The 24,897-nt window shown below is 70.9% G+C and carries 18 protein-coding genes; 7 read left to right on the plus strand and 11 right to left on the minus strand.

All coding sequences use genetic code 11. The annotated features are described in order from the left end of the window. Nucleotides 1-7 precede the first annotated feature (7 nt). Nucleotides 8-802, plus strand: coding sequence for a hypothetical protein (locus WME90_RS04430; RefSeq protein WP_437279808.1), 795 nt, complete (start codon nucleotides 8-10; stop codon nucleotides 800-802). A 33-nt stretch (nucleotides 803-835) separates the two neighbouring features. Here WME90_RS04430 and WME90_RS04435 read toward each other — a convergent pair whose 3' ends face one another. The 7 genes from WME90_RS04435 to WME90_RS04465 form a co-directional block, all read right to left on the minus strand. Next, nucleotides 836-3,034 carry a hybrid sensor histidine kinase/response regulator gene (locus WME90_RS04435; protein WP_437279809.1) on the minus strand — a complete coding sequence of 733 codons (2,199 nt, stop codon included), beginning with the start codon at nucleotides 3,032-3,034 and terminating at the stop codon, nucleotides 836-838. Beyond that, on the minus strand, nucleotides 3,031-4,584 hold the full coding sequence (locus WME90_RS04440) for a methyl-accepting chemotaxis protein (RefSeq protein WP_437279810.1): 1,554 nt from the start codon (nucleotides 4,582-4,584) through the stop codon (nucleotides 3,031-3,033). Before WME90_RS04440 ends, WME90_RS04435 begins: the two co-directional genes overlap by 4 nt. 157 nt (nucleotides 4,585-4,741) lie before the next feature. Continuing rightward, nucleotides 4,742-5,323, minus strand: coding sequence for a YfiR family protein (locus tag WME90_RS04445; RefSeq protein WP_437279811.1), 582 nt, complete (start codon nucleotides 5,321-5,323; stop codon nucleotides 4,742-4,744). Nucleotides 5,324-5,398: 75 nt separating this feature from the next. Next, entirely contained in the window at nucleotides 5,399-5,875 is a 477-nt protein-coding gene (locus WME90_RS04450) for a response regulator (protein WP_437279812.1), read from the minus strand. Then, complete coding sequence (locus WME90_RS04455; protein ID WP_437279813.1) at nucleotides 5,872-6,381, minus strand: chemotaxis protein CheW; 510 nt, start codon at nucleotides 6,379-6,381, stop codon at nucleotides 5,872-5,874. The genes WME90_RS04450 and WME90_RS04455 overlap by 4 nt, the downstream gene beginning before the upstream one ends. Nucleotides 6,382-6,545: 164 nt before the next feature. Further along, nucleotides 6,546-8,885, minus strand: coding sequence for a TonB-dependent receptor (locus tag WME90_RS04460; protein WP_437279814.1), 2,340 nt, complete (start codon nucleotides 8,883-8,885; stop codon nucleotides 6,546-6,548). 389 nt (nucleotides 8,886-9,274) lie between these two features. Then, the gene (locus WME90_RS04465) at nucleotides 9,275-11,581 is read right to left on the minus strand and encodes a hypothetical protein (RefSeq protein ID WP_437279815.1); all 2,307 of its coding nucleotides are present in this window, start codon (nucleotides 11,579-11,581) and stop codon (nucleotides 9,275-9,277) included. Nucleotides 11,582-11,692: 111 nt separating this feature from the next. Between WME90_RS04465 and trmB the strand changes: the two genes are divergently transcribed. From trmB to WME90_RS04480, 3 genes are all read left to right on the plus strand, one after another. Beyond that, a complete protein-coding gene (gene trmB / locus WME90_RS04470; RefSeq protein WP_437279816.1) occupies nucleotides 11,693-12,373 on the plus strand; it encodes a tRNA (guanine(46)-N(7))-methyltransferase TrmB in 681 nt (226 codons plus the stop codon). 57 nt (nucleotides 12,374-12,430) lie between these two features. Next, nucleotides 12,431-12,685, plus strand: coding sequence for a hypothetical protein (locus tag WME90_RS04475; protein ID WP_437279817.1), 255 nt, complete (start codon nucleotides 12,431-12,433; stop codon nucleotides 12,683-12,685). A 677-nt stretch (nucleotides 12,686-13,362) separates the two neighbouring features. Beyond that, a complete protein-coding gene (locus WME90_RS04480) occupies nucleotides 13,363-13,974 on the plus strand; it encodes an MXAN_6577-like cysteine-rich protein (protein WP_437279818.1) in 612 nt (203 codons plus the stop codon). A gap of 163 nt (nucleotides 13,975-14,137) precedes the next feature. On the opposite strand, the gene WME90_RS04485 is transcribed toward WME90_RS04480, so the two are convergent. Then, nucleotides 14,138-14,311: a hypothetical protein gene (locus WME90_RS04485; RefSeq protein WP_437279819.1), complete on the minus strand. Its 174-nt coding sequence runs from the start codon at nucleotides 14,309-14,311 to the stop codon at nucleotides 14,138-14,140. 43 nt (nucleotides 14,312-14,354) lie between these two features. Then, nucleotides 14,355-15,836 (minus strand): aryl-sulfate sulfotransferase, encoded by a 1,482-nt coding sequence (locus WME90_RS04490; protein ID WP_437279820.1) that lies wholly within the window; start codon nucleotides 15,834-15,836, stop codon nucleotides 14,355-14,357. 340 nt (nucleotides 15,837-16,176) lie between these two features. Between WME90_RS04490 and WME90_RS04495 the strand changes: the two genes are divergently transcribed. Further along, the gene (locus WME90_RS04495) at nucleotides 16,177-17,820 is read left to right on the plus strand and encodes a GMC oxidoreductase (protein WP_437279821.1); all 1,644 of its coding nucleotides are present in this window, start codon (nucleotides 16,177-16,179) and stop codon (nucleotides 17,818-17,820) included. Between the two features lie 138 nt (nucleotides 17,821-17,958). Continuing rightward, nucleotides 17,959-19,482, plus strand: coding sequence for a right-handed parallel beta-helix repeat-containing protein (locus WME90_RS04500; RefSeq protein ID WP_437279822.1), 1,524 nt, complete (start codon nucleotides 17,959-17,961; stop codon nucleotides 19,480-19,482). Between the two features lie 93 nt (nucleotides 19,483-19,575). On the opposite strand, the gene WME90_RS04505 is transcribed toward WME90_RS04500, so the two are convergent. Further along, entirely contained in the window at nucleotides 19,576-20,853 is a 1,278-nt protein-coding gene (locus WME90_RS04505; protein ID WP_437279823.1) for an SMP-30/gluconolactonase/LRE family protein, read from the minus strand. 167 nt (nucleotides 20,854-21,020) lie between these two features. Here WME90_RS04505 and WME90_RS04510 point away from each other — a divergent pair, with 167 nt between their 5' ends. Beyond that, entirely contained in the window at nucleotides 21,021-22,454 is a 1,434-nt protein-coding gene (locus WME90_RS04510; RefSeq protein WP_437279824.1) for a multicopper oxidase family protein, read from the plus strand. Nucleotides 22,455-22,497: 43 nt separating this feature from the next. On the opposite strand, the gene WME90_RS04515 is transcribed toward WME90_RS04510, so the two are convergent. Next, nucleotides 22,498-24,663 (minus strand): alkaline phosphatase D family protein, encoded by a 2,166-nt coding sequence (locus WME90_RS04515; protein ID WP_437279825.1) that lies wholly within the window; start codon nucleotides 24,661-24,663, stop codon nucleotides 22,498-22,500. Nucleotides 24,664-24,897: the final 234 nt, after the last annotated feature.

Here is a 24,897-nt window from a genome sequence, read left to right on the forward strand (position 1 = left end):
GGTAGTCATGAACATCGCGGATGACGCGTTCGCGGCCGGCAACAGCGCTGGATCGTCCAGCTTCCGACGCTGGGTCCGCGTGATGCCGGCGCTCCTCCTCGTCGCGGCCGCGGCGTTCGTGGCGGCATATTACGTCCCGCTCCACCGCGCTCATGTGCTCTTGCTGGAGGAGCAGCGGAAGTCGAACCAGAAGAGCAAAGAGCTCGAACAGACGCTGAGCCAGGTGCGCGGGGAGCTCCAGGCCAAGGCGGCGCAGGTCGATAAGATCGAGGCGGAGCGGCAGCAGACGGAGGCCGCGAAGAAATCGGGCCTCGAGCGGCTCGAGCAGATCAAGGCGGAGCTCGCGGGGAAGCTCGACAAGCACATCAAGAAAGGGGTCGCGGCGGTCGCGGTCGCGGACGGACACGCGTTCGTCGTGCTCTCGGAGAGCGCGGTGTTCCTCCCCAACACGGTCGACGTGAACCCGCAGGGGCAAGGCCTCCTGTGCCAGGTGTCGGGCGCGCTGTCGGCGAGCGGCGGCGGCCAGGCGCCGCTGCGCGTCGGCGCGGTCAGCGGACCTCCGGACTCGGTACCGCCCGCCTTGCAGGCCGCCTATCCGACGGCGTGGGAGCTCTCCGCGGTCCGGGCGGCGACCGTCGCGCAGGCCCTCCAGGACAAGTGCGCCGTGGCAGGGGCCCGGCTGTCGGCGGTCGGGCACGCCGAGCACGACCCCGCGGCCGCCGCGCTCGGGGCCACAAAGATGCCTCCGGGGCGCGTCGAGATCTCCGTCGCGTTGCCGGCCGAGCCGCGCGACGCGAAGTGACGGCCGCGCGGTCACGCGCCCCCCACCGCGCGGTCACGCGCCCCCCAGGCTGGCCGCGATGATCCGGCGCAGCTCCTCCTCGACGAACCGCTGCTTCGACAGCACCGCCCGCACGCCGAGCCCGCGCAGCGCGGCCTCGCTCTGCCCCTGCGCCGCCGTCGTCAGCACCACGACCGGCACCCGGGCGAGCCCGGGCGAGCGCCTGAGCTCCGCCACCATCTCGAGGCCGCTCATGTAGGGCATCTCCAGGTCGGTCAGCACCACGTCCGGCGGCGTCGCCCGCGCCCGCGCGAGCCCCTCCCGCCCGTCGCTCGCCTCCTCCACGCGCAGCCCGATCGACCGCAGGATGCCGCAGAGCAGCTCCCGCGCGACGGGCGCGTCCTCCACGACAAGCGCGAGCGGCTCCCGCTTCGGCTCGAAGGCCGCGGCGAAGGGCGCCTCCCGCGGCGCCTGCCGGGCGTACGCGAACAGCCGCTCCACGTCGAGCAGCAGCATCGCCTCGCCGTCCGCCGTCGGCGCCACCCCGCGCACGAGCGGCGAGGTGAACGGCATCTCCTCCGAGCGCACAAGGGCGACCTGCCGGGGGTTCTCGTAGCCGTCCACGCTCACCGCGAACAGGCCCGCGGCGTGGTGCAGCACGAGCGCCGCGTCCCCCGGCGCGGGCTGGCCCGCGTCGCCGAGCACGGCCGCGAGCGAGAAGAGCGGCGCGAGCTCCACGCCGGCGCCGCTGGTCAGGCGCACGCGCGGCCCGTCGGCGGTGCGCAGGAGCTCCTCGTCCTCCAGCAGCACGACCGAGTGCACGGCGTGCGTCGGCACCGCGCACCGGAAGCGCCCGCTGGCGATGGGGACGACCTCCTCGCCGTGCGGGTTCTTCGGCGCCACGAGCAGGATCGTCGTGCCGATCCCGGGCCTCGAGTCGATCCGGACCTGCCCGCCCAGCGCGCCGATCTCGCGCGCCACGATGTCGAGCCCGACGCCCCGGCCCGAGATCGCGCCGACGCTGCGGCTCGTCGTGAGCCCGTGCGCGAACAGGTACGGGATGAGCTCGGCGTCGTCGAGGGACCATGCGTCCGGGACCGACGGCGCGAGCACCTCGCGCAGGCGACCGAAGTCGACCCCGCCGCCGTCGTCCTTGACCTCGACCCGCACCGCGGCGTCGGTCTGGACCACGGTCACCGCCACCGTGCCGCGCGCGGGCTTGCCGCGGCGCGCGCGGACGTCCGCCGGCTCGATCCCGTGGTCGATGGCGTTGCGCACGAGGTGCAGCAGCGCCGGCTCGAGGCGGCGCTCCACGGCGGCGTCGAGGAGCCCCGTCCCCTCGACCCGCGCCTCGACGTCCTTGCCCAGCATGCGCGCCGCGGTCCGGGCGGCGAGCGAGACCTGGTTCAGCAGGCGCTCGGTGCGCACGACCGACGCGCTCCGGACCACCTCGTCGAGCTCGCCGAGCGCGCGCCCGGCCGCGAACTCGTTGCTGGACCAGTCCGCCCGGACGGCGCCCAGGAGGCGCTCGATCTCCGCGCCGTAGCCGAGCGTCTTCGCGATGCGCTCCGCGATCCGGTCCGCCGCGGCCCCCCCGGGGTCGATCTCGACGAGCAGCGCGCGGAGCATGCGCTGGGACTCGCGGAGCCGCCGCTGGATGACGTCCCGCTCGCTGTGGAGCCGCTGGAGCTCCTGCACGAGCGCCCCGACGGCCTCGGCGTCGAGGGCCGCGCGGGCGCTCGGCTGGGCGGGGTCGGGCGGCGCGTCGGCCTGGTCCAGCCGCGGGGGCAGGGCGCTCTCGCTCGCGGAATCAGGCGGCGGCACGAGCGGCGGCACGGGCGGCGGCGTGAGCGCGTCCGCGGGCGGGCCGCCGCCGAGCTCCGCGCGCGCCGCGCGGAGGGTCTCCTTGACGATCTCGAGCTCGGGCGCGAGCTCCGCTCCCTCCGCCCCGGCGCTCGCCGACAGGAGCCCGAGCCCCTCCAGCGCGCCGAGGAGGCTGTCGCCGGTGAGCTGCGTGGGGCGCGCGCCGCCCCGCACCGCGTCGATGACGTCCTCCGCCAGCTCGGCGAGGTCGCCGCACGCGGCGAGCTCCAGCATGTGCGCCTCGCCCTTCAGCGTGTGCAGGAGCCGGCGCAGCACCTGCAGGTTGCCGCCCTGGCCCTGCTCGAAGCCGAGCCACAGGTCCGTCGCCTGGGCCACGCGGTCCGGCATGGTCCTGTGGAACGCGGCGACGAGGTCAGCCCGGCTCCTCAATCCGCGTCCGTCTCCGCGATGGCCGGCTGGCCGGCCTTCACCCCGAGGGGCTTGACCCGGAAGGCCTTCGCCGTCGTCTTGAGCACGTGCGACAGCTGGAGCAGCGACTCGGCCGAGCGCGTCGCCGCCGCGCTGCTCGTCAGCGTGTCGTTCACCGCCCCGACGATGTCGACGATCGCCGTCTTGACCCGCGCCGTCCCCTCGCGCTGGTGGTCCACCGCGTCCGAGATCTTCGCGGCGGCCGCGGCCGTGTCGCGGGCCTGCTTGATCCCGTCCTCGGTCGCGAGCACGGAGGCGTGGGAGGCCGCGCGCATGTCCGCCACGAGCTTGCGGATGTCGCGCACCGAGTCCATGACGTGCTCGGACAGGCGGCGCATCTCGGCGGCCACCAGCGAGAACCCGCGCCCCACCTCGCCGGCCTTCGTGCCCTCGAGCGCGGCGTTGAGCGCGAGCAGGTCGGACTTGTCGGCGATGCTCTGGATCAACGACAGGATCTCGCCGATGCGGTCCGAGTGGGAGCTGACGAGGCGCGTCTGCTCCGCGGTGTGCTGGACGCTGACGAGGCTCCGCTGCGCCGTCTCGTGCACGGTCGCCGCGTCCTTCGCGATGTGATCCGCGCTGGCGGTCAGGGCCTCGACGGTCCTCCGGATCTCCTCGAGCGCCGCGTTCTGCTGGCTCGCGGTCGTCTCCTGCTCGCGGACCGACGAGAACATGCCGGCGGCCGCCGACGCGACCTCCGCCGAGGTGTTGCCGATGCGCGAGGCGAGCTCCTGGAGGCTCGTCACCATGGCGCGGAACGCGGCGAAGAGCTCCCCGTCGCCGGTGATCGTGCACGTGAAATCGCCCCCTGCGACCCGCGCGGCCGTCTCCTGGAGCTCGCGCAGCTGGGTGTTCATCCGCTCGAACGCGCTGGCCATGTCCCCGAGCTCGTCGTTCGAGATCCTGAGGGAGAGCCGGGCCGAGACGTCGCCGCGGGCGATGCGGTCCGCCGCCTCCTTGATGTGCGCCATCGACCGCGTCATGCGCGCCGAGATGATCCAGGCCAGGCCCAGCCCGAGCAGCGCGATCCCCGCCGATTGCAGGGCGATCGTCCTGCGCGAGTCGGCGCGGCGCTCGGCGATCCGGTCGCTGCGCAGCCCGACGGCCAGCGTCCCGAGCTGGCGATCGCCGTTCCGAGACCGGATCGGGGCCTCGCTGACGACGACGCCGGCGTCGCTCTGGCTCGGCGCGCCCTCGGGCGCCTGCTCCGCGCCGACCGCCGCGATGCGCTGCCCCCTCGCGTCACGGACGGAGACCCAGCTCACCAGGGGATCGGTCATCGCGGTGCGCAGGGTGTCCGGGAAGGTCTCCGGCGGCTGCTCGAGGTCCATGGCCACGCCGATCGGGTCCTTCAGCATGGTGGCGAGGATCCCGGCGCGCTCGCGCAGCTCGGCCTCGCTCGCCCGCGCGGTGCGATCGGGGATCAGCCACAGATCCAGCGCCGACAGCACGATGGCCACCGACGCGACGAGGGCGGCGATCTTCCAGCGGATAGAGCGAAAGTTGAGCATGGCGGGCGAGGGTGGGGGATGGCGGACGCTGAACGAGGGACGCTGGAGGGGAGACGGGAGATGGCGAGTCGTGAATCGTGAGCCGTGAACCTGCGAGCGGCGATGTTCGGTGACCGGTGACCGACGTCGACCGACGTCGACCGGCGCCTCGTGGGCCTCACTCGACGATGCGGGCGAGCCGGAGGAGCTGCGGATCGAAGCGGAGGCCGATGGCGTTTGCGTGCTTCACGTTCAGCAGGAGCTCGGGCTTGGCGCCCGAGAGCCCCACGGCGACGGCGCAGCCGCGCTTCGTGTCGTCGCCGTCGCCGCACACCACGATGCGGACGACGGCGCCTTCGCGCGAAGGGATGTCCGCGATGGCGGCGGCGAGCCCGCGCGCCACATAGACGACCTCGGCGCCGGCGGCGCGCAGCGCCTCCTGCAGCTGGGCCTTTCCGCTGTACGTCACGCGCAGGACGGTCGCCGGACGCTTGGCCACGGTCGTCTTCGCGGCCAGCCTGGAGAGCACGGCCGCCATCGCGCTCGCGTCCACCGCGCTCTCGCCCGACTCCGCCCCGACGACCGCGAGCACGGCCGTGCCCGCGCGGCTCGCGAACCCGCCCTCGTAGCCGATCGACCGCAGGATGATGGCGCCCCGCAGCTCGTAGGGGACGGAGGCGGCAGAGTGGCTCTCGGCGCTCACGGTGGTGAAGAGCGCCGCGGCCATCAGCATTCGAATCGAAGAGATCGGAGACACCATCTTCCGCTGGCGAGCCTTGTGTGACCGCGGACGAAGCCTCGACGGGCGCGGCATCAGGCGACCACGGTCCACACGTCAACGTTCCTTTCCGGCGAGTTGCTTGACCAGGGCCGGCAAACGATCGAGGTTTCTCTTCGAGAGGACCGCGTCCGCCTGGACCTCCAGCTTCAGCTGCTCGAGCTCCCGCTCGGAGTGGCCGGAGATCAGGATGACGCTGAGCTGCCCGAGCCGCTGGTTCTTCCGGAACAGGGTGAGCAGCCGGTCCCCACGGATGGTGGGCATGAAGACGTCGACGACGACGACGCGCGCCTTGAGCCGCACGATGGCCTGCGTCGCCCCGATGGGGGAGGGGAGCGCCAGCACCTGAAATCCGGCCGAGCGCAGCACGCGGGACACCTCTTCTCGGGCGATCTCGCTGTCGTCGATCACGAGCACTGGCGCGCTCGCCGGCGACCGCGACGACGGGGCCACGCTCGCCGGGGGCGCATCATCGACCGAATCGAGCGGCGGCCTGGGTTTGGACGCAGGCGATCGGGAGCTCGGGACGCTCATGGGGTCGACCAGAGGGCCTGAGCTTCCCGCGTCGCGACCGATGGCCGAGGCGCGCCGTCGGGAGCGTCGAGCAGGCGGGCCACGTCGAGGAAGGTCACCACCCCCTCGCTGGTGTCGAGCACGGCGTTCGGCACGGGCTCCCCGAACACCTTGACCGCGGCGATACACCGCGTCTTCGCCGCGGGCAACCCCACGTAACCCCGCGGAGAGCGGCACACGACGATGCGCTGCGGGGCGGCCGCCGGCCCCGCGAGGGCGGCCGACACGATCACGATGATCCTCCCCCGGTCCTGGAGGATGCCCATCACCCGGGGATCGGTGCGCGGCAGCGGCAAGGGGTCACGCCACGCGATGACCTCTTCGACCTGCTGCGCCCTCAGCGCGAAGGTCACCGCGCCCAGGTCGAAGAGCAGGAAGTCGAGAGCGGCCCTCTCGCGCAGGCCCTTGTCCGAGGAGTCGTCGTGCAGGTCGAGCGGATCGTGAACCTGGCTGATGGCTTCGGACAAGGTGTCCTCGATTTATCACAAGGGTTGATGCCGGGGGGTGCATTCGTGTCGGGCTGCGCGGTGTCAGGAGATTTCTGATGTCGGTTGCGTCGGTTGCGTCGGTTGCGTCGGTTGCGTCGGTTACGTCGGTTCTGCTGTCGCTGTCGTGCGCATGGCCGGCGGCGTCAGTAAGCCGCCTCGACCGAGGCGCCGACGTAGGGGCGACCGGTGGTGATGATCAGCCGGCGCGGGTCGTAGGACGGCGGAGGGACCTTGTTGAAGGTGAGGTTCTTGCCGAACACGGAGACCCAGACGCGGTCGAGCGGCGAGAAGGACACGGAGGCGTCGAGGTTGAACGCCGAGCGCGCCGCCAGCCGGTCTCTGGGCGGCAGGTCCTCCGTGTGGTAGGCGGGCGCGTCGCGGGTGCCATGGCTGTTCATGCCAGTCCGGAACGTCGCGGCGAGCCCCGCGGTGAACCGGCTGGCGACGTAGCTCAGGTGGCCCTTGACGAGGTGGATGGGGTAGTTGGCCCAGGTCTCGCCGTCCCAGTTGGTCAGGATGTTGATGTCGCTCTCGGCGCCGAACGGCTTCGTCACGCTGTACCACAGGTCGCCCGCGAACCCGCCGCCGAGATCGCCGATCAGGCCGACCTCGCCGCCGAGGGCGCCGACGTCCGCGGTGCTGTTCGAGAAGCTGCCCCACCAGCCGCCCGCGGACGGGTGCCTGGGGTTGTGGGCCACGTGGTCCTCGAAGTCCTCGGGCCGCACCTGATCCCACGACACCCAGCCGAGGGTATTCTTGTAGTGCTCGTAGAAGAGCGCGGCGTCGAGGGCGAGGCGCTCGTCGAGCAGGCCCACGACATAGTCGAGCTCCACGAGGTGGGAGGACTCCGGAACGAGCGAGGGCAGCGGCGCGATGGGCTCGTCCTCGAAGGCGGCGTTGAATCGCTCGAGCCAGTTGAAGTACGCGGCGTCCGGGAAGCGGAAGCCCTTCTGGTAGGACAGCTTGACGTTCTGCGTGTCGCTGATCGCATAGGCGGCGGCCACGCGGTAGGAGGGGCTGCTCACCGGCTCGGGCTCGCGCGAGAGGCCCTTGCGCAGGTTCAGCTCTCCAAATTCGGTGTGATCGAACCGCACGCCCGCGGAGACGGTGAGATCGTGGAAGGTGGCCGTGCTCTCGCCGAAGGCGGCGAGCTCGGTCCACGAGAAGCTGTCCGGGGACTCGAAGGCGGTCCCGTAGAGCCGTCCCCAGCGGGACCTCTGGCCGTTGAAGCGCTTGTTGCTCACCGACGCGCCGATGGCGAGCTGGCCGTTCGGCAGCGCCGTCGTCTTGTAGATCGCCTTGATGTCCCGGTGCTCCTCGCCGAGGCCCGCGACCGGCAAGCGCCCTGCGCCGGCGACAGGACTCGACGCCTTCGCCAGCTCCTCGGCGATCCAGCCGGCCGGGACGAGGGCCGTCTCGAAGGCCGAGAAGGTGGGGACCAGCTCGATCTTGTGCTGCCTGGACAGGTGGACGTGGAGCTCCGGCGTGACGGCGAACCTCCGCTGCCGCACATGGCCGGTGTTGCTGTCGGACCACTGGCCCACGAGCTCATCGGGGGATGTCCTCCTGTTCGGGGCGTTGCCCATCATCGACGTCTGCGCGTAGTCGAGCCGCAGATCGACGCTGACGGGGCTGCGCTCGGAGCCGTACCGGAAGCGGCCGAAGCCCTTGTAGCTCGGCTCGCCGAGGGCGTCGACGCGCGTGCGGTGCAGGTAGGGAGACGTCGCGACGCCGGCGTAGCCGTTGCCGTACAGCTCTGCCGTGTTCGGCCGGGGCGCCGGGGGCAGCTCTCCTTCGTTGTCGGCGTGGCCGAAGTAGAGGAAGTAATCGGCGTTGTGCTTCTCGCTGAGCAGGCCGCCGTAGCTGGCCTCCAGCGTGCGCGTGTCGCCGGAGGCATAGGACGCCTTGCCCCAGAGCCCGGGGCGGGTGATCCCCGTGGGCCTGAGGACGTTGACGAAGCCGCTGATCGCGCCGGAGCCGTGGACGATGGCGCCGGGGCCGAGGATCACCTCCACCCGCTCGATGTCTCCGGTGAGGGGCACCGCCAGCGTGCTCCCGATGGCGCCGAAATGGGCGCGCATGTTCGTGTTCACGCCGTCGACCATGACGAGCGTCTTGGCGTTGTTGTCGATGAGCACGCCGCGCACGCCGATGAGGCGTGAGGTGCGCTCGTGCTCGCCGATCAAGACGCCGGGCTGGTGGGCTTGCAAGAGGTCGTCGAGCGAGCGGACGGCATAGAGCTTCAGCGTGCGCGCGTCGTAGAGGCGCGCCTGCCCGGTCGACGTCCTGCTCTCGGTCTCGAAGAAGCCAGTCGACGAGACCTTCACGTCGAGCAGCTCCTCGAGATCGAGCGAGAGAAACTGCCCCTGACCGCCGTCATCGCCGCTGGCCAGCGCCTCGCTCCCGGGGGTCTGCGCCCACGCGGAGCCCGCCGCCCCGAGAGGGCACAGCAGCGAGCACAGGAGCAAAGCCGACCTACGCATCGATTCCCCCACGTTCGAGCGCCGCGCGGGGCTCACAGGCTCAGGGCGAGCCGGCGTGCCGGTCGCCCGATGTCCTGGAGCACGCCTGGGCCGCCGGCCATCGCTGGCGTGGCCGCTCCAGGGGGCTTGTGCTGCCCGGTCTCCCCACAAGCCGTTCTCTGAGTTGTTCGCCAACTTGCTGTGTTGTGCGAACATCCCGATGCTACACGAACGCCAGGATCCGTCAACGGCTGTCCTGAACGCTGGATATGTGAGAGGGCCTACGGGGCGCCGGAGCGCTCTCGAGAGCGCACCTTGTGAGCGGGTGTTGCTCCTTGGGCGCGATGCGGCGAGCTCGATGGGAGAAGGTGGGGTGGTCGTCCCCGGGGCCGTTCTCGCGGCCGCCGGCGTCAGCGCCCGGCGATCCAGTAATGGAAGGCGTGGAATCCGGCGCCGCGGCGCAGGGCGATCGCGATCGGGGTCGGTGTCGAGAGGCGCGCGGCCGGGAGGGGCAGCGCCCGCTCCACCCACGGTCCACTCGGCACGTCGACGGTCCCGATCTCCTCGCCCGCCACGGAGATGGCGAGCTCGGCGCCGTCGTCCGAGGCCACCCGGAGCACGAGGCGCGCCTCGGCGGGGGGCGCCGCGAGGTGGGCGACGAAGCTGTCGGTGGTCCGGTGGTACCGGCCGCCGTCGGCGAGCTCCGGGCGTGTGGGGTCGAGCTCCCCTGGCGCGCTGCTCTCGGGTGCGGCGAGCGAGATCGCCATGTTGCGCTGGTCCGCGAGCGGATCGAGCGCGTAGGCGTGCGCCGCCTCGGACTCGAGGTCCGAGACGTCGAGCTCGTCGAGGATCCGCTCGCCGGGCACGGACCGCACCGGCAGCGCCCCTGAGCCGAGGAGGTCCCAGCGCGCCTCGTAGGCGATCATCGTGGTGCCGCCGAGGATGGCCTGGTCCTCGACGGTGGCGTCGACGAGCTCGCGGCCCAGCACCGGCGCGCACGCCATCCAGTGCGGATAGACGATGAAATGGGTCGGCCGTCGCTCCGGAGGCAGCTTCTCGTAGTGCTCGAACCTGGAGCCTGCGCCGGCCACCCAGTAGCGCGCCTCGCCCTCGGTGGTCAGGCCCACGACATCGAAGGTCCTGCGGCCGCTGAAGTAGGCGAGCGCGCCCGTGTCGTTGACGCCGATCCTGGCGTCCTCCGGCAGGTGCTGCGCGGCCCACTGGCCGAGCCAGACCTGCTGCCGATCGATGGCGCGGGCGGAGTTGGCGAGATCGTCGATGGTCCACGGCAGCCGCGCGGCCAGGGCGCCGGCGAACGCGCCGGCGACGAGGGGCGTCACGTAGTGGAGCGAGGGCCGGAGCCGCTGGGCGGCGTCGCCGAGCTCGCGCGCGAGGCAGGCGGCCATGACGATCCACGCCGGGGCGAAGGGCCAGACATACCGCACGCGGTTCCAGAGGAAGCTCAGGTACGTGCAGGGCAGCAGCGTCCCGAGCGCGAGGGCGCCGACGATCGCGGCGTGCGCGGGGCGGCCTCTCCGGTGCGCTGCCACGGCGAGCGCGATCGCCCCCAGGGCGATGATGGCGGCGGAGCCCCTGGGAAGGAACACGGCTGTCCACTGACCGCCGTCGATCACGTCGGTGACGAGCAGCCGGACGTTGTCGAGGAGGGCGGCCCGGAGCGTCGGTCCGTCGTAGTTGGGGTTGCCGATCAGCCACTTGACGGAGGTCGTCGACGAGGCGGCGTGGCCCGCGAGCAGCCGGTTCAAGGCGGGGACGACGAGCGCACCGAGGAGCGGCGCGAGGGCGAGAAGGCGCTCTCCGACGCGCCGCAGGAGAGCGCCGTCGCGGCGGGGCGGCGATGAGGGCGACGACGGCGGCGCCGGGAGGGGCGCTGGAGGCGGCGCGGAGCGTGCCGCCGAGAAGGCGAGCGCGAGCGCGGCGAGCAGGGAGGCGAGCGCGCCCTCCGGGCGGAGCAGGGGCGCGATGAAGCCGCAGAGCGCGAGGGAGCGGGCGAGGGAGGCGGCGGGCGGCTGCGCGGAGGCGGGCGCCTGCGCGGAGGCGGGCGCCTGCGTGGAGGCGGCGGACGGCTGCGCGGAGGCGGGCGCCTGCGAGGAGGCGGCGGACGGCTGCGCGGAGGCGGGCGGCTGCGCGGCGATTGCGCTGTCCGCGGCGGGCTCTGGCGGAGCCGGCTCGCAGAGGGCGGCCGCCAGGCGGGCGGTGCGGGTGAGGATCCAGGCGAAGGCGACCGTCTCCATCCCGCTCCAGGCGAACCAGGCGAACGCGGCGAACCCGGCGCACATCGCGCCCGCGCCGGCCGCGGCCGCGGGGCCGGCGAGGGGTCGCGCGAGGCGCGCGGTCTCGACGGCGAGCGCGGCGTGGAACACGAGCCCGAGCGCCCAGAGCGCGTAGACGAGGGAGAGATCGTGCAGGCCGAGCGCGTGGAAGGGGGCGAGCAGCACGGGCCAGAGCAGGCTTGTGGCGCCGCTCGAGTAGCCGTCGCCTGCGACGAAGCTGAAGAAGCCGCCCTCCGCGAGCCGCCGGGCGTACTGCATGTGGATGAACGCGTCGTCGAGCGGCAGCGCCGGGCGCCCGGCCTGCGCAAGGACGGCCCTGACGCAGAGCGCGCCGAGCGCGCCGCTCGCGGCGAGGGCGGGCGCATAGGGGAGGGCGCGCGCGGCGAGGGCGCGCAGCCGGGAGGGGGCCGGGGGAGCCGCCATGGCGCCCGACGCATACCACCGTGCCGCCCGGGGACAGCGATTTCCCGCGCGGGGCGGCCGGCGGATTTCCCGCGCGGGGGCGGCGCGCATTTGGTAGAGCGCCGGGGCTCCATGGTCTTCCAGCCGCGCCCGAACCACCCCTACGCCGACGCGCCTCGCTTCCCCGACGGCGACGACGTCTCCATCGACGCCTTGCTCCCGGGCGCCGGCCCCGTCGAGATCGAGATCGGCCCCGGCCGCGGCGGCTTCCTGTTCGAGCGCGCGGCGGCGAGCCCCGAGGCGCGCCTGCTGGGGCTGGAGATCCGCCTGAAGTGGGCGGCCATCGTCGACGGGCGCCTGAGGAAGGGCGGCCTCGGGGGCCGCGTGCGGGCGCTCAACGCCGACGCGCGCGAGGCGCTCGCGCGGCTCCGGCCCGACGCGTCGATCGCGCGGTTCTTCCTGCACTTCCCGGATCCGTGGTGGAAGAAGCGCCACGCGAAGCGCCTCGTGATGGGCCCGGGGCTGCTCGACAGCCTGGCGCGCCTGCTCGTCGACGGCGGCGAGCTCTTCGTGCAGACCGACGTCGAGGAGCGCGGCGCGCTCTACGCCGAGCAGATCGGCGCGCACCCCGCGTTCGAGCCGGCGGGCGACGCGCCCGGCTCGCCGCACCTCGCCGAGAACCCGTACGGCGCGCGGAGCCCCCGCGAGCACCACGCGATAGCCGACGGGCTGCCGGTGAGCCGGCTGCGCTACCGGAGGCGGCCGCGCTCGGCCGGCGGCGCGCCGCTGGATCCCGGCCAAGGCGCCGGCTGAGCCCGCTCGACGCGCTGGCCGGGGCGCGTCAGGCGGATGGCGGCTACGCTGCACGTCATGCGTTCGATCCTCGGTTGGACAGCAGTCGCCGCGGCGATGCTCGCTCAGGTGTTCATCACAGTGCGCCTGTGGCGGAGCGAGCTGTACTCGCGCGATCAGAAGCTCCTGCAAAGCGCGCTGATATGGCTATTGCCGGTCGCGGGATCCTTCGTTGTGTATTCGGGGTTGCGGCAGGAAGACGATGTATCCCGGCCCACGCCGAACACCGAGATGAAGAGTAGTGATGACGAGTCTGAGATGGAGAATGGCTGAGGAGTAGCGCCGCCCGCTGCTCAGCAGGCGGCGCTCGAGCTCTGGGGATCTTCGCCCTGGCGTGTACGGCGGCCGCCATGGTGCTGCCGAATCGGGAGAGGAGGCCAACCCTGCGCTAGGAGCGGAGCCCATCGTTGCATGTGCGCCGTTGACCGTGGCCGTGGGTCGACACCGCCGTGGGGTCGCAACAGTGCGAGTTGCGCGCCTCCTCGCTTTGTGAAGGACGGGGCCGGTCGGCCGCTATCGTGCTCAGGCGTGCCCTGCTGAATGCGGGTGCATCCGCCATGTAGGGGACGCGAGGCGTCGGGCAAAGGTCCCGTCCTGGGCTCTCCGTGGTTCCCCGAACAGAGGCTGTCGTTTTTCGGACCCGTGATCAGAAAAAGCTGAGCCGCCCGCGCCGCCCGCAGCGACAGCGGTCCATGGGAGTCGTCGAAGCTGCCTAGAGCAAGCCATGGTGTCGGCACGGCTCCACTTACCTCTTACATCTGGAGGACGAGATGCATCGTGCACGCGTGAACATGTGGATCCTGGGTTGGCTGGCGGGCGTGGGCGTCTGTTCGGTACCGATGCTCGGATGCAGCAGCAGCGAGAGCACCCAGGAGACGAGCGCCACCTCAGCCTCGGCCACCACGAGCGCGAGTAGCGCTGCTGGGGGGGACGCGGGGAGCGGTGGAGACATGCAGGGGGGCACGGGCGGGCTCGGCGGCGCCGGAGGGCAGGGCGAGGGCGGCGCTGGCGGCGCGGGCGGACTCGGCGGCGCTGGAGGACAAGGCGGCGCGGGTGGCACCGGCGGCGCCGGAGGGCAAGGCGGGAGCGGTGATGGCGGCGCGGGCGGCGCCACTGGTACCGGCGGTGCGGGGGGGCAAGGTGGCCTTGACGGCTCGGGGGGACAGGGTGGGTCGAGCGAACCTCTGTGTCCCCCGGCCCAGACGTTCTGCGATCCCTTGTGCGTCGATACGCAGACGGACAACATGAACTGTGGGGCTTGCGGCACCAGGTGCGGAGCGGGCTCGACCTGCCAGGCCGGCACCTGCACGTGCCCGCTGGCGGGGCAGACCTACTGCGACCCGCTCTGCGTCAACACGAACCTCGACCAGTTCAACTGCGGGGCGTGCGGCAACACGTGCGGCGGCGGCTCCTTCTGCACCGCTGGCGAGTGCACGTGCAATGCGGGGCTGGCGTACTGCGGAACGCGATGCGTGAACCTCAGCAACGATGAGAGCAACTGCGGAGCGTGCGGCACCGCCTGCGCCGACGGACAGAACTGCATCACAGGTATCTGCCGCTAGCGCGACAAACGGGTTGAACCCGCCAGAAGAGAGCGGAATTTCGAACCGCGGAGGCGCCAAGAACGCCAAGAACGCCAAGAAGAGAGGAGCATCTCAGCGTCCTTGGCGTCATGGCGATTCCTTTCTCGGTCGAAGGAGGAGATCCTGACAGGGGAGCAGGCCGCTACGCACGCCAGAGCAGGGCCGTCGACGCCTCCTCGCCTCCAGGCTCGGCCACCACGCTCAGCGCCTCCCGGGGCGCCCCCACGGGCCCCGCGCCGATCACCGGCGCGGGCTCCTCGTCCCGCGCGGCGATCGACAGGCCGAGCTCGCTGCGCCGCGAGGCGCACGGGAGCACGCCGAGCTCGTGCGCGCACGCGCGCAGGTCCGTTTGATGCCACTCATCTCCCCGCCTCGCTCCCCTCCGCGGGCGTGACGCAGAAATCCGCTTCGGCGGCGTAGCCCTGGGCGCCGCGGAGCTCCACCACCCGGTCCCGGCCGAGGGGCGCCGCGCCCGGGACGCGGAAGGTTGTGACATCGATCCGCGGCACCGGCGCCTGCCGGGGCGCCGGGAGCTGGGGCACCCAGGCGTACGGCGCCCGGTAGGCCCGGTATACCAGGTTGAGGCTGAGCGGCGGTTTGCGCCAGTAAGGGCTGATGTACTCCCAGACGATCTCGTGCCCCGCGGTGACCTCGAAGATGCGGCCGTCGGAGCCCTCGGTGATCAACGTGTTGCCGTTGGGCAGCCGCTGGGCGCTGCTGATGAAGGGGCTGTAGAAGCGCGCCGCGTCGAGCGGCATCACGAAGCCCGCCTCTTTGGGCGTGTACTGCCAGCGGATCTCCAGCGTCGTGGGGTCGATCTCCAGCACCCGCGAGTGGTCGCGCAAGGCCGTCTTGAGGCCCCTCGGCGCGCCTGGGTTGGGGGCGCCGTAGCCGGCCCAGCCCCCGTTGTCGAAGACGAGGAGGTTGCCCTCGCCCGGCAGCCCGCGCGGGATGAGGTGCGCGTGGTGCTGGCCGATGATCCAGCCGAGCCGGCGCTCCGCCTCGCTGCCGTCGTACCGCGGGCCGAGCTTCCACACGATGCGCCCCGTCTTCTTGTCGACGATCGCGATGATGTTCGCCTCGCGCGCGTCCCAGATCAGGTTGTCCGGGTGAAAGCGCTGGTCCCCGGCGTCGTACCAGCGGTTCGGCCCGAGCAGGGACAGCGAGTTGATGTGCAGCCAGTCGCCGATCCCCCCGGGGGCCGGGCTCGCGCCGAGGGCGCTCCCGCCCGGCGCCCGCAGGTTGGGGTCGCGGCGCAGGGCGGCGCGCGCGGCCTCGTCGAAGCCCAGCTCCTCGACGTGCTCATGGGCGCGCCACTGCCAGACGACGTTCCCCTTCCAGTCCACCTCGACGATCTTGTCGTCGAGCAGCGGGTGCTCGGAGATGGCGATGTTCCGCACGTTCTCGTGCACGAGCAGGAAGGTGCTCCCCCGGTCGACAAGCGGATCCTGGCCGGGCGCGTGGTAGCCGACCGGATTGCCCTGCCGCTGGAAGTCGTGGTGCTGGCGCGAGAGCCAGCGCGGCGCCTCGCCGGGATCGTGGATGTGCTCGAGGCGATCGAAGCGCCACACCACGTTGCCTTCCCAGTCGACCTGGACGAGGTCGATCTGGTCCTGCGCCCCGTGCTGCGGGTTGCGCTCCCCGGTGCTGCCGAACACCTGTCCGCCGGGAAGGAGCTTGTTGGGGAACCCGTGCAGCCCTCTCCAGAGCTGCACCTCGCGGCCGTTCATGTCGATGAGCAGCGCGCCGAGCCCCGCGGCCTGGAAGATCGTATAGCCGTTCCAGCTGCGGTCCGGATCATAGAGGGTGACCCCGGTGGGGTAGATGGTCGGATGGCCCATGCGTCGCGTCTCCTCGTCCGCTGCGGCGTCACGCACGGGGCGTACCAGCGGTGGGAGCCGCGGGCGGAGGCGTTTCGCCGCGCGCGGCCGCGCGACGCTGCTGCGCAGGGAGCAGCCGACCAGCACCGTGGCTGGCCTGGGCGCACGCAGACGTCGAGAGGCGACGAGACCGTCCTCCGGCGTCCGAGGTCCCTGCGGAGGCGCGCGCCTCCCTGCGGCGGCGCGCGCCGCTCGCGGTGACGCGGGATGGCCGGCGCCGCATCCGCGAGGCCGAGCCGCCTCCGACGGTGTGGGCTCCGGAGACCAGCTGGGCCATACTTCGCCGCGAGAAGCGGGAGGCATGGATTTCGACGTCGACTTCGCCATCGTGGGCTCGGGCTTCGGCGGCAGCGTCTCCGCGCTGCGCCTCGCCGAAAAGGGCTATCGCGTCACCGTGCTCGAGTGCGGCAAGCGCTGGCAAAAGGAGGATTTCCCGAAGACCAACTGGAATGTACGGAAGTTCCTCTGGGCGCCCAGGCTGCTCTGTCACGGAATCCAGCGGCTGACGCTGCTCAGGGACACGCTCATCCTCTCGGGCGCTGGGGTGGGCGGCGGTTCGCTCGTCTACGCCAACACCTTGCTGGTGCCCCCGCCCGAGGCGTTCACAAGCCCGGGCTGGCCCGCCGGCACGAGCTGGCGCGACGAGCTGATGCCCTTCTACGAGACCGCGAAGCGCATGCTCGGCGTGACCCCGAACCCGAAGCTCTGGCCGGCGGATCGGCAGCTCCGGCAGATCGCCGACGAGATGGGCCGTGGGGACACATTCCACGTCGCCAGCGTGGGCGTGCTCTTCGCGAAGGAGGGCGAGCAGGAGGGGCAGCGCGTGCCGGATCCGTTCTTCGGCGGCGAAGGGCCCGAGCGCTCCACGTGCGTCCACTGCGGCGGCTGCATGGTGGGCTGCCGCTTCGGCGCCAAGAACACGCTCGATCTCAACTACCTGTATCTGGCCGAGAAGAAGGGCTGCACCATCCAGCCCGAGACGTTGGTCACCGCCCTCGACGCCCTCCCGGGCGGCGGTTACGAGCTCACCCTGGAGCGTTCGACCGCGCTGCTCAGGAAGCGTCGCCGCACGCTCCGGGCGCGCGCGGTGGTGCTCAGCGCCGGTGTGCTCGGCACGGTGAAGCTCCTGCTGAAGGCGAAGGCGGAGGGCCGATTGCCCCATCTCTCCCCGCAGCTCGGCCATTACGTGCGCACCAACAGCGAAGTCATCCTCGGGGTGACGGCCAGGGACGATCGGGTCGACTACTCCCGTGGCATCGCGATCACGAGCGGCATCTACCCGGACGCACGCACGCATATCGAGCCGGTGCGTTACCCGGCCGGCTCCGACGTGATGGGTGCGTTGGGCACGGTGCTCACCGACGACGCGCCGGGCCTGCCGCGCTGGCTGCGCTGGCTTGGGCGGCGGCTGATCCATCCCATCGACCTGATCTCCGGGCTCCTGCCGTTCAAGTTCGCCAGGCGCTCCACGATCCTCCTCGTGATGCAAACGCTGGACAATTACATGCAGCTCGTCTGGAAGCGCGGCGGCATGACGACCCGCAGGCCGCCCGACCAGCCGAAGCCGCCGGCGTACATCCCCGTCGCCAACGAGGTCGGCAAGCGGCTCGCCGTGTTGATGGACGGCACCCCGCGCAACGCCCTCAATGAAGCCGTGCTCAACGTGCCGACCACGGCGCACATCCTCGGCGGCTGCGCCATCGCCGAGAGCCCCGAGCGCGGGGTGATCGACCAGCACAACAAGGTGTTCGGCCACGAGGGGCTCTATGTTGTCGACGGCTCGATGGTGCCCTCGAACCTGGGCGTAAATCCGTCGCTCACCATTACCGCCATGGCGGAGCGGGCGATGAGCAAGCTACCCCCGAGGCGCGACAACCCCCTCTTCACCGGGCCGTCCGGGAGCGCGGGGACACATCCTCCCACCGACGCACGGAATCCGCGATAAGAAACGCCTTCCGGGCCAATGACAACGAGCGCCGACGTGTCATCTTGGTCCACCGCGGAGCGTGCGCGCTCTGTGTAAAAATACAACATCGCTAGCAATAGCAGATTTGAGGAGGCCTCTGTGAGAGTTCGAGCCTGCATGACGGGACTGCTCCTCGCCGCCGGCTGCACCGGCGAAATTGGCGGAACGACGGCCGGCCGCAGCGGTCCGGCGCCGCTCCCCCCGCCCGTGGTGAACATTCCGCCGGTGCACATCGATTGCACTCACGTCGGAAGCGGTACGGACTACCAGGTCGGTCCTGGCAAGGAATTCGAGGCGATCGGCGACGTGCCGCTCGAATCGCTCGTCGCCGGCGACACCGTGCGCATCTTCTGGCGTGCCGAGGGGTACCACGAGAAGATCATGGTCGGCGGCCAGGGGACCGCGGAGCAGCCGATCCGGGTCTGCGGCGTCCCGGGGCCGAACGGCGAGCTGCCGGTGATCGACGGCGAGGACGCCACCACCCGGCCCGAGCTCCAGTTCCCCTTCACTGGCCACCAGGTGCGGGGGCTCATCATCGTCGGGCACAAGCACGACGATCCGGAGGAGCTCGAGCCCACCCACATCACGATCGAAGGGCTCGAGATCAAGAACGCTTCACCCCCCTACAGCTTCACCGACAAGGCAGGATCGAACACGGCCTATTCGGGCAACGCGGCCGGCATCTTCGTGGAGCGCGGCGATCACGTGACCGTTCGCGCCTGCGAGGTGCACGAGAATGCCAATGGCCTCTTCATCGGCACGTCCGGCGGGGACATCCTTACCACGAACGTGCTCATCGAGTCGAACTACATCCACGACAACGGCAGCCTCGATAATTACAACGAGCACAACGTCTACAACGAGGCCTCGAACGTCGTCTACCAGTTCAACCGCTTCGGCCCCACGCGCGGCGGCAACGGCAACAACATCAAGGAGCGCTCGGCCGGCGTCGTGATCCGGTACAACTGGATCGAGGACGGCGCCCACCTGATCGACCTCGTGGACGCGCAGGAGGCGACTGACACGATCGCGCTGCCGTCGTTCCACGAGACCTTCATCTATGGCAACGTGCTCCTGCGCACCGGCTATGGCGCGTCCATGATCCACTATGGCGGGGACAGCGGGGAGACCGAGTACTACAGGAAGGGCACGCTCCACTTCTTCGCCAACACGGTCTTCGTCGAGAACGACACGTACGAGGATTACAATCGCTCTGCGGTGTTCGAGGCCTCGACCAACGAAGAGCGGATCGACGCCCGCAACAACGTGTTCGCCAGCAGCCTGGTGCCGACCGAGATCCGCGCGGTCACCTTCCTCGGCGATCGCGACGGTCTGGCCGCGGGCGAGCTCACCCTGGCCGGGAACTGGGTGACGAACGGGTGGCTGCCGTTCGATCCCGTCAGGGAGGTGGTGAAGGTCGTCGGGCGGGTGGACGGCCTGGACGGCTCGCTCTTCGGCGTCGATCCGCCGTTCGCGTCGGCGGCGGACCAGGATTTCATCCCGGCCACGAGCGCGCCGCTCATCGGCGGTGGCGCCTCCCTCGACGGCCTCCCGGCGGTCGAGCACCAGTACACGCCCCACCAGCAGGCCAGGGCGCGCAACGACGGCCAGGCGCTCACGATCGGCGCGTTCGGGCTGTAGCGCGCGCCGTGCCGCCGCGGGCCCCCCGGGAGGGGGCCCGTCGCGCGGGGCGGTGATGGGCAGAGCTCGCCTCGCCTGGCAGGCGCGCTGCGTTCAGTACGGGTAGCCGGGGATGTTCATCTCGATCGCGTAGAGCGAGCTGCCGCCGGTGATGTAGAGCGTCTTCCGATCGGCCCCGCCGAACGCGATGTTCGACGCCTCGCCCACGCCCTGGATCGTGCGGAGCCTCGCGCCGCTCGGCGCGATGATCTCGACGCCGTCGCGCCAGCCGACGTAGAGGTTGCCCGCGCAGTCGACGCCCATACCGTCGGCTTTCGGCAGGTTCCCTGCGAGCTCGGACGACGGGCCGGCCGATCCATCAGGCTGCAGCGTGTACTTTCTGACCCGGCCGCGGTCGAACTCGTCGGCGTAGAGCACGCCCTCGTCCGGCGAGAGCGCGACCCCGTTCGGGGTGACGAGCGTGTCGACGACGCTCACCTCGCCGGACGGGGACACTCGGTAGAGGGAGGTCGGCAGCTCCGACTGGCCGCTGAGCTGGAACGTGGGATCGGTGAAGTAGACGTTGCCGTCGCTCCGGACGACGACGTCGTTCGGCGAGTTGAAGCGCTTTCCCATGTAGCGCTCGGCGACCGATCGCCGCTGCTTCGAGCCGAGGTCGAACACCGAGATGCTCCGCGTGTCGTGGGTGCAGGCGATGAGGTTCCCATCGCTGTGGATGCCCAGCCCGTTCGTCGCGCTGTTCTCGATGAACACCTCGATGGCGTCCGGCGGTGTGAGCTTTTGGATCGTCGCCCGCGGGCCGTTGAGGGGCGGCGGGTTCGCCGCCTCGGGATGGATCTCCGAGAAGAACAGCGCCCCGAGCGAGTCGACCCAGACCGGCCCCTCGACGTAGTCGAACCCGCCTCGCACCAGCTTCGGCCCGCCGCCCACCGGCATCGGATCGGCCGCGTAGGGCCCGCCCGGGCAGATGGACGCAGGACCGGCGCCCCCGCCGCCGCCGCCCGCGCCCGCGCCCGCGCCCGCGCCCGCGCCTGCGCCCGCGCCCGCGGGGCTGGGGTCGCCGCCCGCGCCGCTGCCCGTGCTGGCGGGGCCGGGGTCGCCGCCCGCGCCGCCGCCTGCGCCGGTTTCGCCGCCTCCGCTGCCTGACGCGAGCCCTCCGCCCGCGCTCACCGTGCCCGACGTGGCGCCCGCTTCCTCCCCGGAGCCGCTCGGCGGCGCTCCTCCCGTGTCATCGGCACAGCCGCCGAACAGCGCTGTCAGCGCGGCCGCAAACGCGAGCGGGACGTGCCGAGATCGGAGCGCCCCCCGCTGCGCTGCATCAAGCGATCGAGGCGACCTGCACCGTGAGATCTGCATCCACCCAGATTCCATCGCATTCCTCCAAGAATCCGCGCCGGATGCACGGGGGAAAAGCAAAACCAAAACAATCCGAAGATGTCAAGGCTGCGTGACGGATCATGCTTTGCACATGCCTTGCAGAGCCGTGGCGCATGGGTTGGATTGGACGTGCTTTGCCCTGCGCAGGGCGCAAAGGATGCGTGTCCTCGGCACGCTTTGCGCCAAGGTCCGCGGCTCTCGTGCTGCTCGTGCTGCTCGTGGCCCAGCTCGGGGGGTGCGGCGAGGAAGAGCCGCCGCCGGACCTCCGGCAGCCGGTGGGCTGGGACGACGCGCTGCGCCTTCCGGATGCCGAGGATCACGACCCCGCGCCCGGCGTGGTCGAGGTGCACCTCGAGGCCAGGGTGGCCGAGGTCGAGGTGGTTCCAGGGCTCACGACCGAGGTCTGGACCTATAACGGGATGCTCCCCGGTCCGACCCTCCGCGCGAAGAAGGGCGACCGCGTGGTTGTGAAATTCGAGAATCACCTGCCCGAGGCGACGACCATCCACTGGCACGGCCTGCGCGTGCCGGCGGCCATGGATGGGACGGAGCACGTGCAAAAGCCCATCGAGCCGGGTGAGGGCTTCGAATACTCGTTCACCGTGCCCGACGCGGGCACGTTCTGGTACCACCCGCACATTCGCTCGAGCGCCCAGGTCGGCGCGGGCCTCTACGGCGCGTTCGTGGTCGAGGACGCCGTGGAGGAGGCGCCGCTCGGCGATGAGCTGCTGCTCGTGATGAGCGACATCGGCATCGAGGAAGACGGCTCGCTCACGCCTGCAGACTCCAGCGGATGGTTCGGCGATTACTTCGGTCGCGAGGGCTCGAAGGTCCTTGTCAACGGGAAGATCCTGCCGACGGTCTCGGCGCGGGCGGGGGTTCCGCAGCGCTGGCGGGTGCTCAACGCAGCGCGCAGCCGCTACATCCGCTTCGCCGTGCCCGGCCAGCCGCTCGTGCTGATCGGCGGAGACGGGGGCCTGTCGGAGAGCCCGCTACCGGTGGACGAGGTGAAGCTCGCGCCGGGGGAGCGCGCCGAGCTCTACATGCTGCCTGTCGAGGGAGAGCCGGTGGTGATACCGCTCCTCGACGCGAATCGATTCCACCTGCCGACCGAGGAGAAGCCCAAGGAGCTCATGCGCCTCGATCTGGTCGACGAGCCTCCTGGGCGCGGCGCGCAGCCGCTCCCCGCGCGTCTGGCCGAGATCGCCTCGATCGACACCAGGGGCGCGCAAGGACGTTCGGTGGAGTTCATGCAGCAGGGCGACCCCGAAGGAGCGGTGCTCGGGATCAACGGCCAGACGGACGGCAGTCTCATGCTGTCTGCGAGGACGAACACGGTCGAGATCTGGACGCTGACGAACACCACGAACTACGATCACCCGTTCCACCTGCACGGGTTCTTCTTTCAAGTGCTCGACATCGACGGCGCCGAGCCGCCCGTGCGCGCATGGCGCGATACCGTCAACCTCGTGCCTGAGGAGACGGTGCGGATCGCCATCCCGTTCGACGATCGCGCCGGCATGTGGATGTTCCACTGCCATATCCTCGACCACGCGGATCTGGGGATGATGGCGATGCTCCACTTGATGCCGTGAACACGCCCGTCCTCGGGCGATGAGGCGCCAGGGCTGCCGAGCGTCAGATCCACGCCTGCGTGGATTGATCCCAGCGCTTCCAGGCGCCGTGGTCGTCCAGGTAGAGCTCGCTCTCCCCGGGGAGGGTGCGGAATCGCTTGCCGCGGATCTTCAGATCTCCGCTCCTCCCCGAGTAGTCGGTCTGCGCCTCGGCGCCGTCGATGCTCCGCATGTCGGCCAGGAGCTCTTGCCCGCTCGCCTCGACCACCACGTAGCCGTGGGCATGGCTGTCGGCGTGGGCGAGGTGCGGGTTGATCTTCGTCGAGCTCGACATGAGCAGCGAGTCGACGCTGAGGGCGAGCGCCGCGGCACCGGGGAGCGCGCGCAGCGTCGGATCGCCCGACACCTGGCTCGTCAGGATCTCGCGGAAGGACGCCGAGGACACGGCGCCGCCCACGAGCTCGACGATCTTTTTCGTGGGATCTCCGTTGAGCCCTGGCGTCCCCGCGTAGAAGGCGTGGACGTCGCCGGTGATCGCCACGACGCCCCCCAGCTCGGCAAGCCTCTCCAGCAGCTCGTCCCGCTTGTTGCGGAAGCCGTCCCAGGCGTCGGCGCTCATGTAGAAGCTGCGCTTGAACTGGGCGGGGAGGGAATAGGGGCTGAGATCGACGGCGAGCTGGACGAGGCAGAACTCGTTGCCCCAGACCTTCCAGGTCGCCTTCGAGTCTTCCATGGTGTCGAGGAACCAGGCCTCCTGCTTGGCGCCCATCACGTCCTCGCTCGCGCCCTCCGTCTCCTTGTACCGGACGGCAGCGTAGATATCGAAGGTGTCCTTGGCCGTGAAGTAGCGGGTGCCGATGATGCCGTGCGCGCTGATCTTGCCGAAATCCACGTAGGCGATGCCCCGCTCCAGGCCCTCGTCCGCCGGGTCGATGAGCGGGATCTGCACGTCCGCCGGCAGACCTTCGTTCGCGGCGGCGACGATCTCGTTGATGAAGGCGACGCTGATCTTCCCCGTCACCTCGGCAGGGTCGTAGCCGAGCGTCTCCGCGGCCCCGGTGAGGACCGGCGCATAGATGCCGTCGCCGTAGGTCTCCACGTCCACGTAGGGCAGGGCGACCGCGGGGACCTCCCCGAGCTCGGCGGTGAGCTTCGCCTGATCGAGCACGACCCTGCCGGGGAAGGCGTCCTCCGGGATGAGGTGATCGGGCCGGTAGCTGCGCAGATCGGTCATCACCAGGTGAACGTGCCGGCCGAACACGAAGTCGCGATAGATGCGGAATTGGTCCGGGAGCGAGGCTTCCGGGTCGACCTCGACGTCGTCGCCGTAATCGACGGGCTGGTACTCGAACCAGGCCTGGTTGGCGGCCTTGCGCCGGTTCGCGTCGGTCTCGTCCTGCCGGCCGTCGAAATAGGTGGCCGTGGCGCCGAAGCAGTCGTTCGAGAACTCGTGGTCGTCCCAGGTGGCGATCATCGCGAAGCTCTCGTGGACCTTCTGGAGGTTCGCGTCGGAGCGGTATGTCCTGTAGAGCTCCCGGTAGTTGTCGAGCGATTTCGCCGCGTGGTAGGCGCCGTCGCCGAGGGCGATGCTGCCGGCCGAGTCGGTGAAGACGACGCGGCGCCCGGTGGTGCTCTGGAAGCTGGGATCGCCGTCCGTCTCGTAGATGTAATCGCCGAGGTGGACGAAGAAATCGAGCTCCTCCTGGGCGAGGGCCAGGTAGGGGTTGTAGTACCGCCCCACGTAATCCTGGCACGACACGTAGGCGAAGCGGACCTTGACGTCGGCGTCCTCGGCCGGCGCGGTCTTTGTGCGCCCCACGCGAGACGCGTAGCTCGTGTCGCCCTTCACGTAGATGAAGCGGTAGTAGTAGACCGTGCCCGCGGAGAGGCCGCGTACCTTCACCTTGACGCAGTGATCGTGCTTCGCGAGCGCCTTCACCTTCGCCTGTCCGGCCTCGATCGCCACCCGCTGCGCGAACCCGGCGTCGGTCGCGACCTCGAGCTCGAGCTCGAGGTCCGCTGCGCCGTCCTGCACGCGGGTCCAGAGGACGACGCTGCCAGGGCGCGGATCGCCGGAGGCGACCGACTGGGGGAAGAACTCGGCGCCGTCGGCGAGCTCGCGCTCGGTATCGACCGGGTTGATCGTCTCGGTGCCGTCGCCGCAGGCCGGGACGACCAGCGCCCCGGCGGTGACGAGCGTGGCTCGAAGGAAATCTCTGCGCTTCATCATTGGGCGAACAGGGATCCTGGAACTTTCGCCGAAGTCAATCTCCTCGCGGATCCCGTGCGCTGCGCTCGCTGCCGGCTACCCTTGTAACACCCCTGTAAAGAGCAGCGTCCGGTGAGCGGGGTATGTGAGGGCGCTTACGGGTGGCCAAGTGCGGCCAAGTGTGGCCAATCGTTGCCGAACGTTGACGAGCGTGGTCAAACGTGGTTCGATGAGCCCTCGCGTGCTCGTGAATCC

This window comes from Sorangium sp. So ce375 (assembly GCF_051473855.1).
In the GTDB taxonomy this organism is placed as follows: Bacteria; Myxococcota_A; Polyangia; order Polyangiales; family Polyangiaceae; genus Sorangium.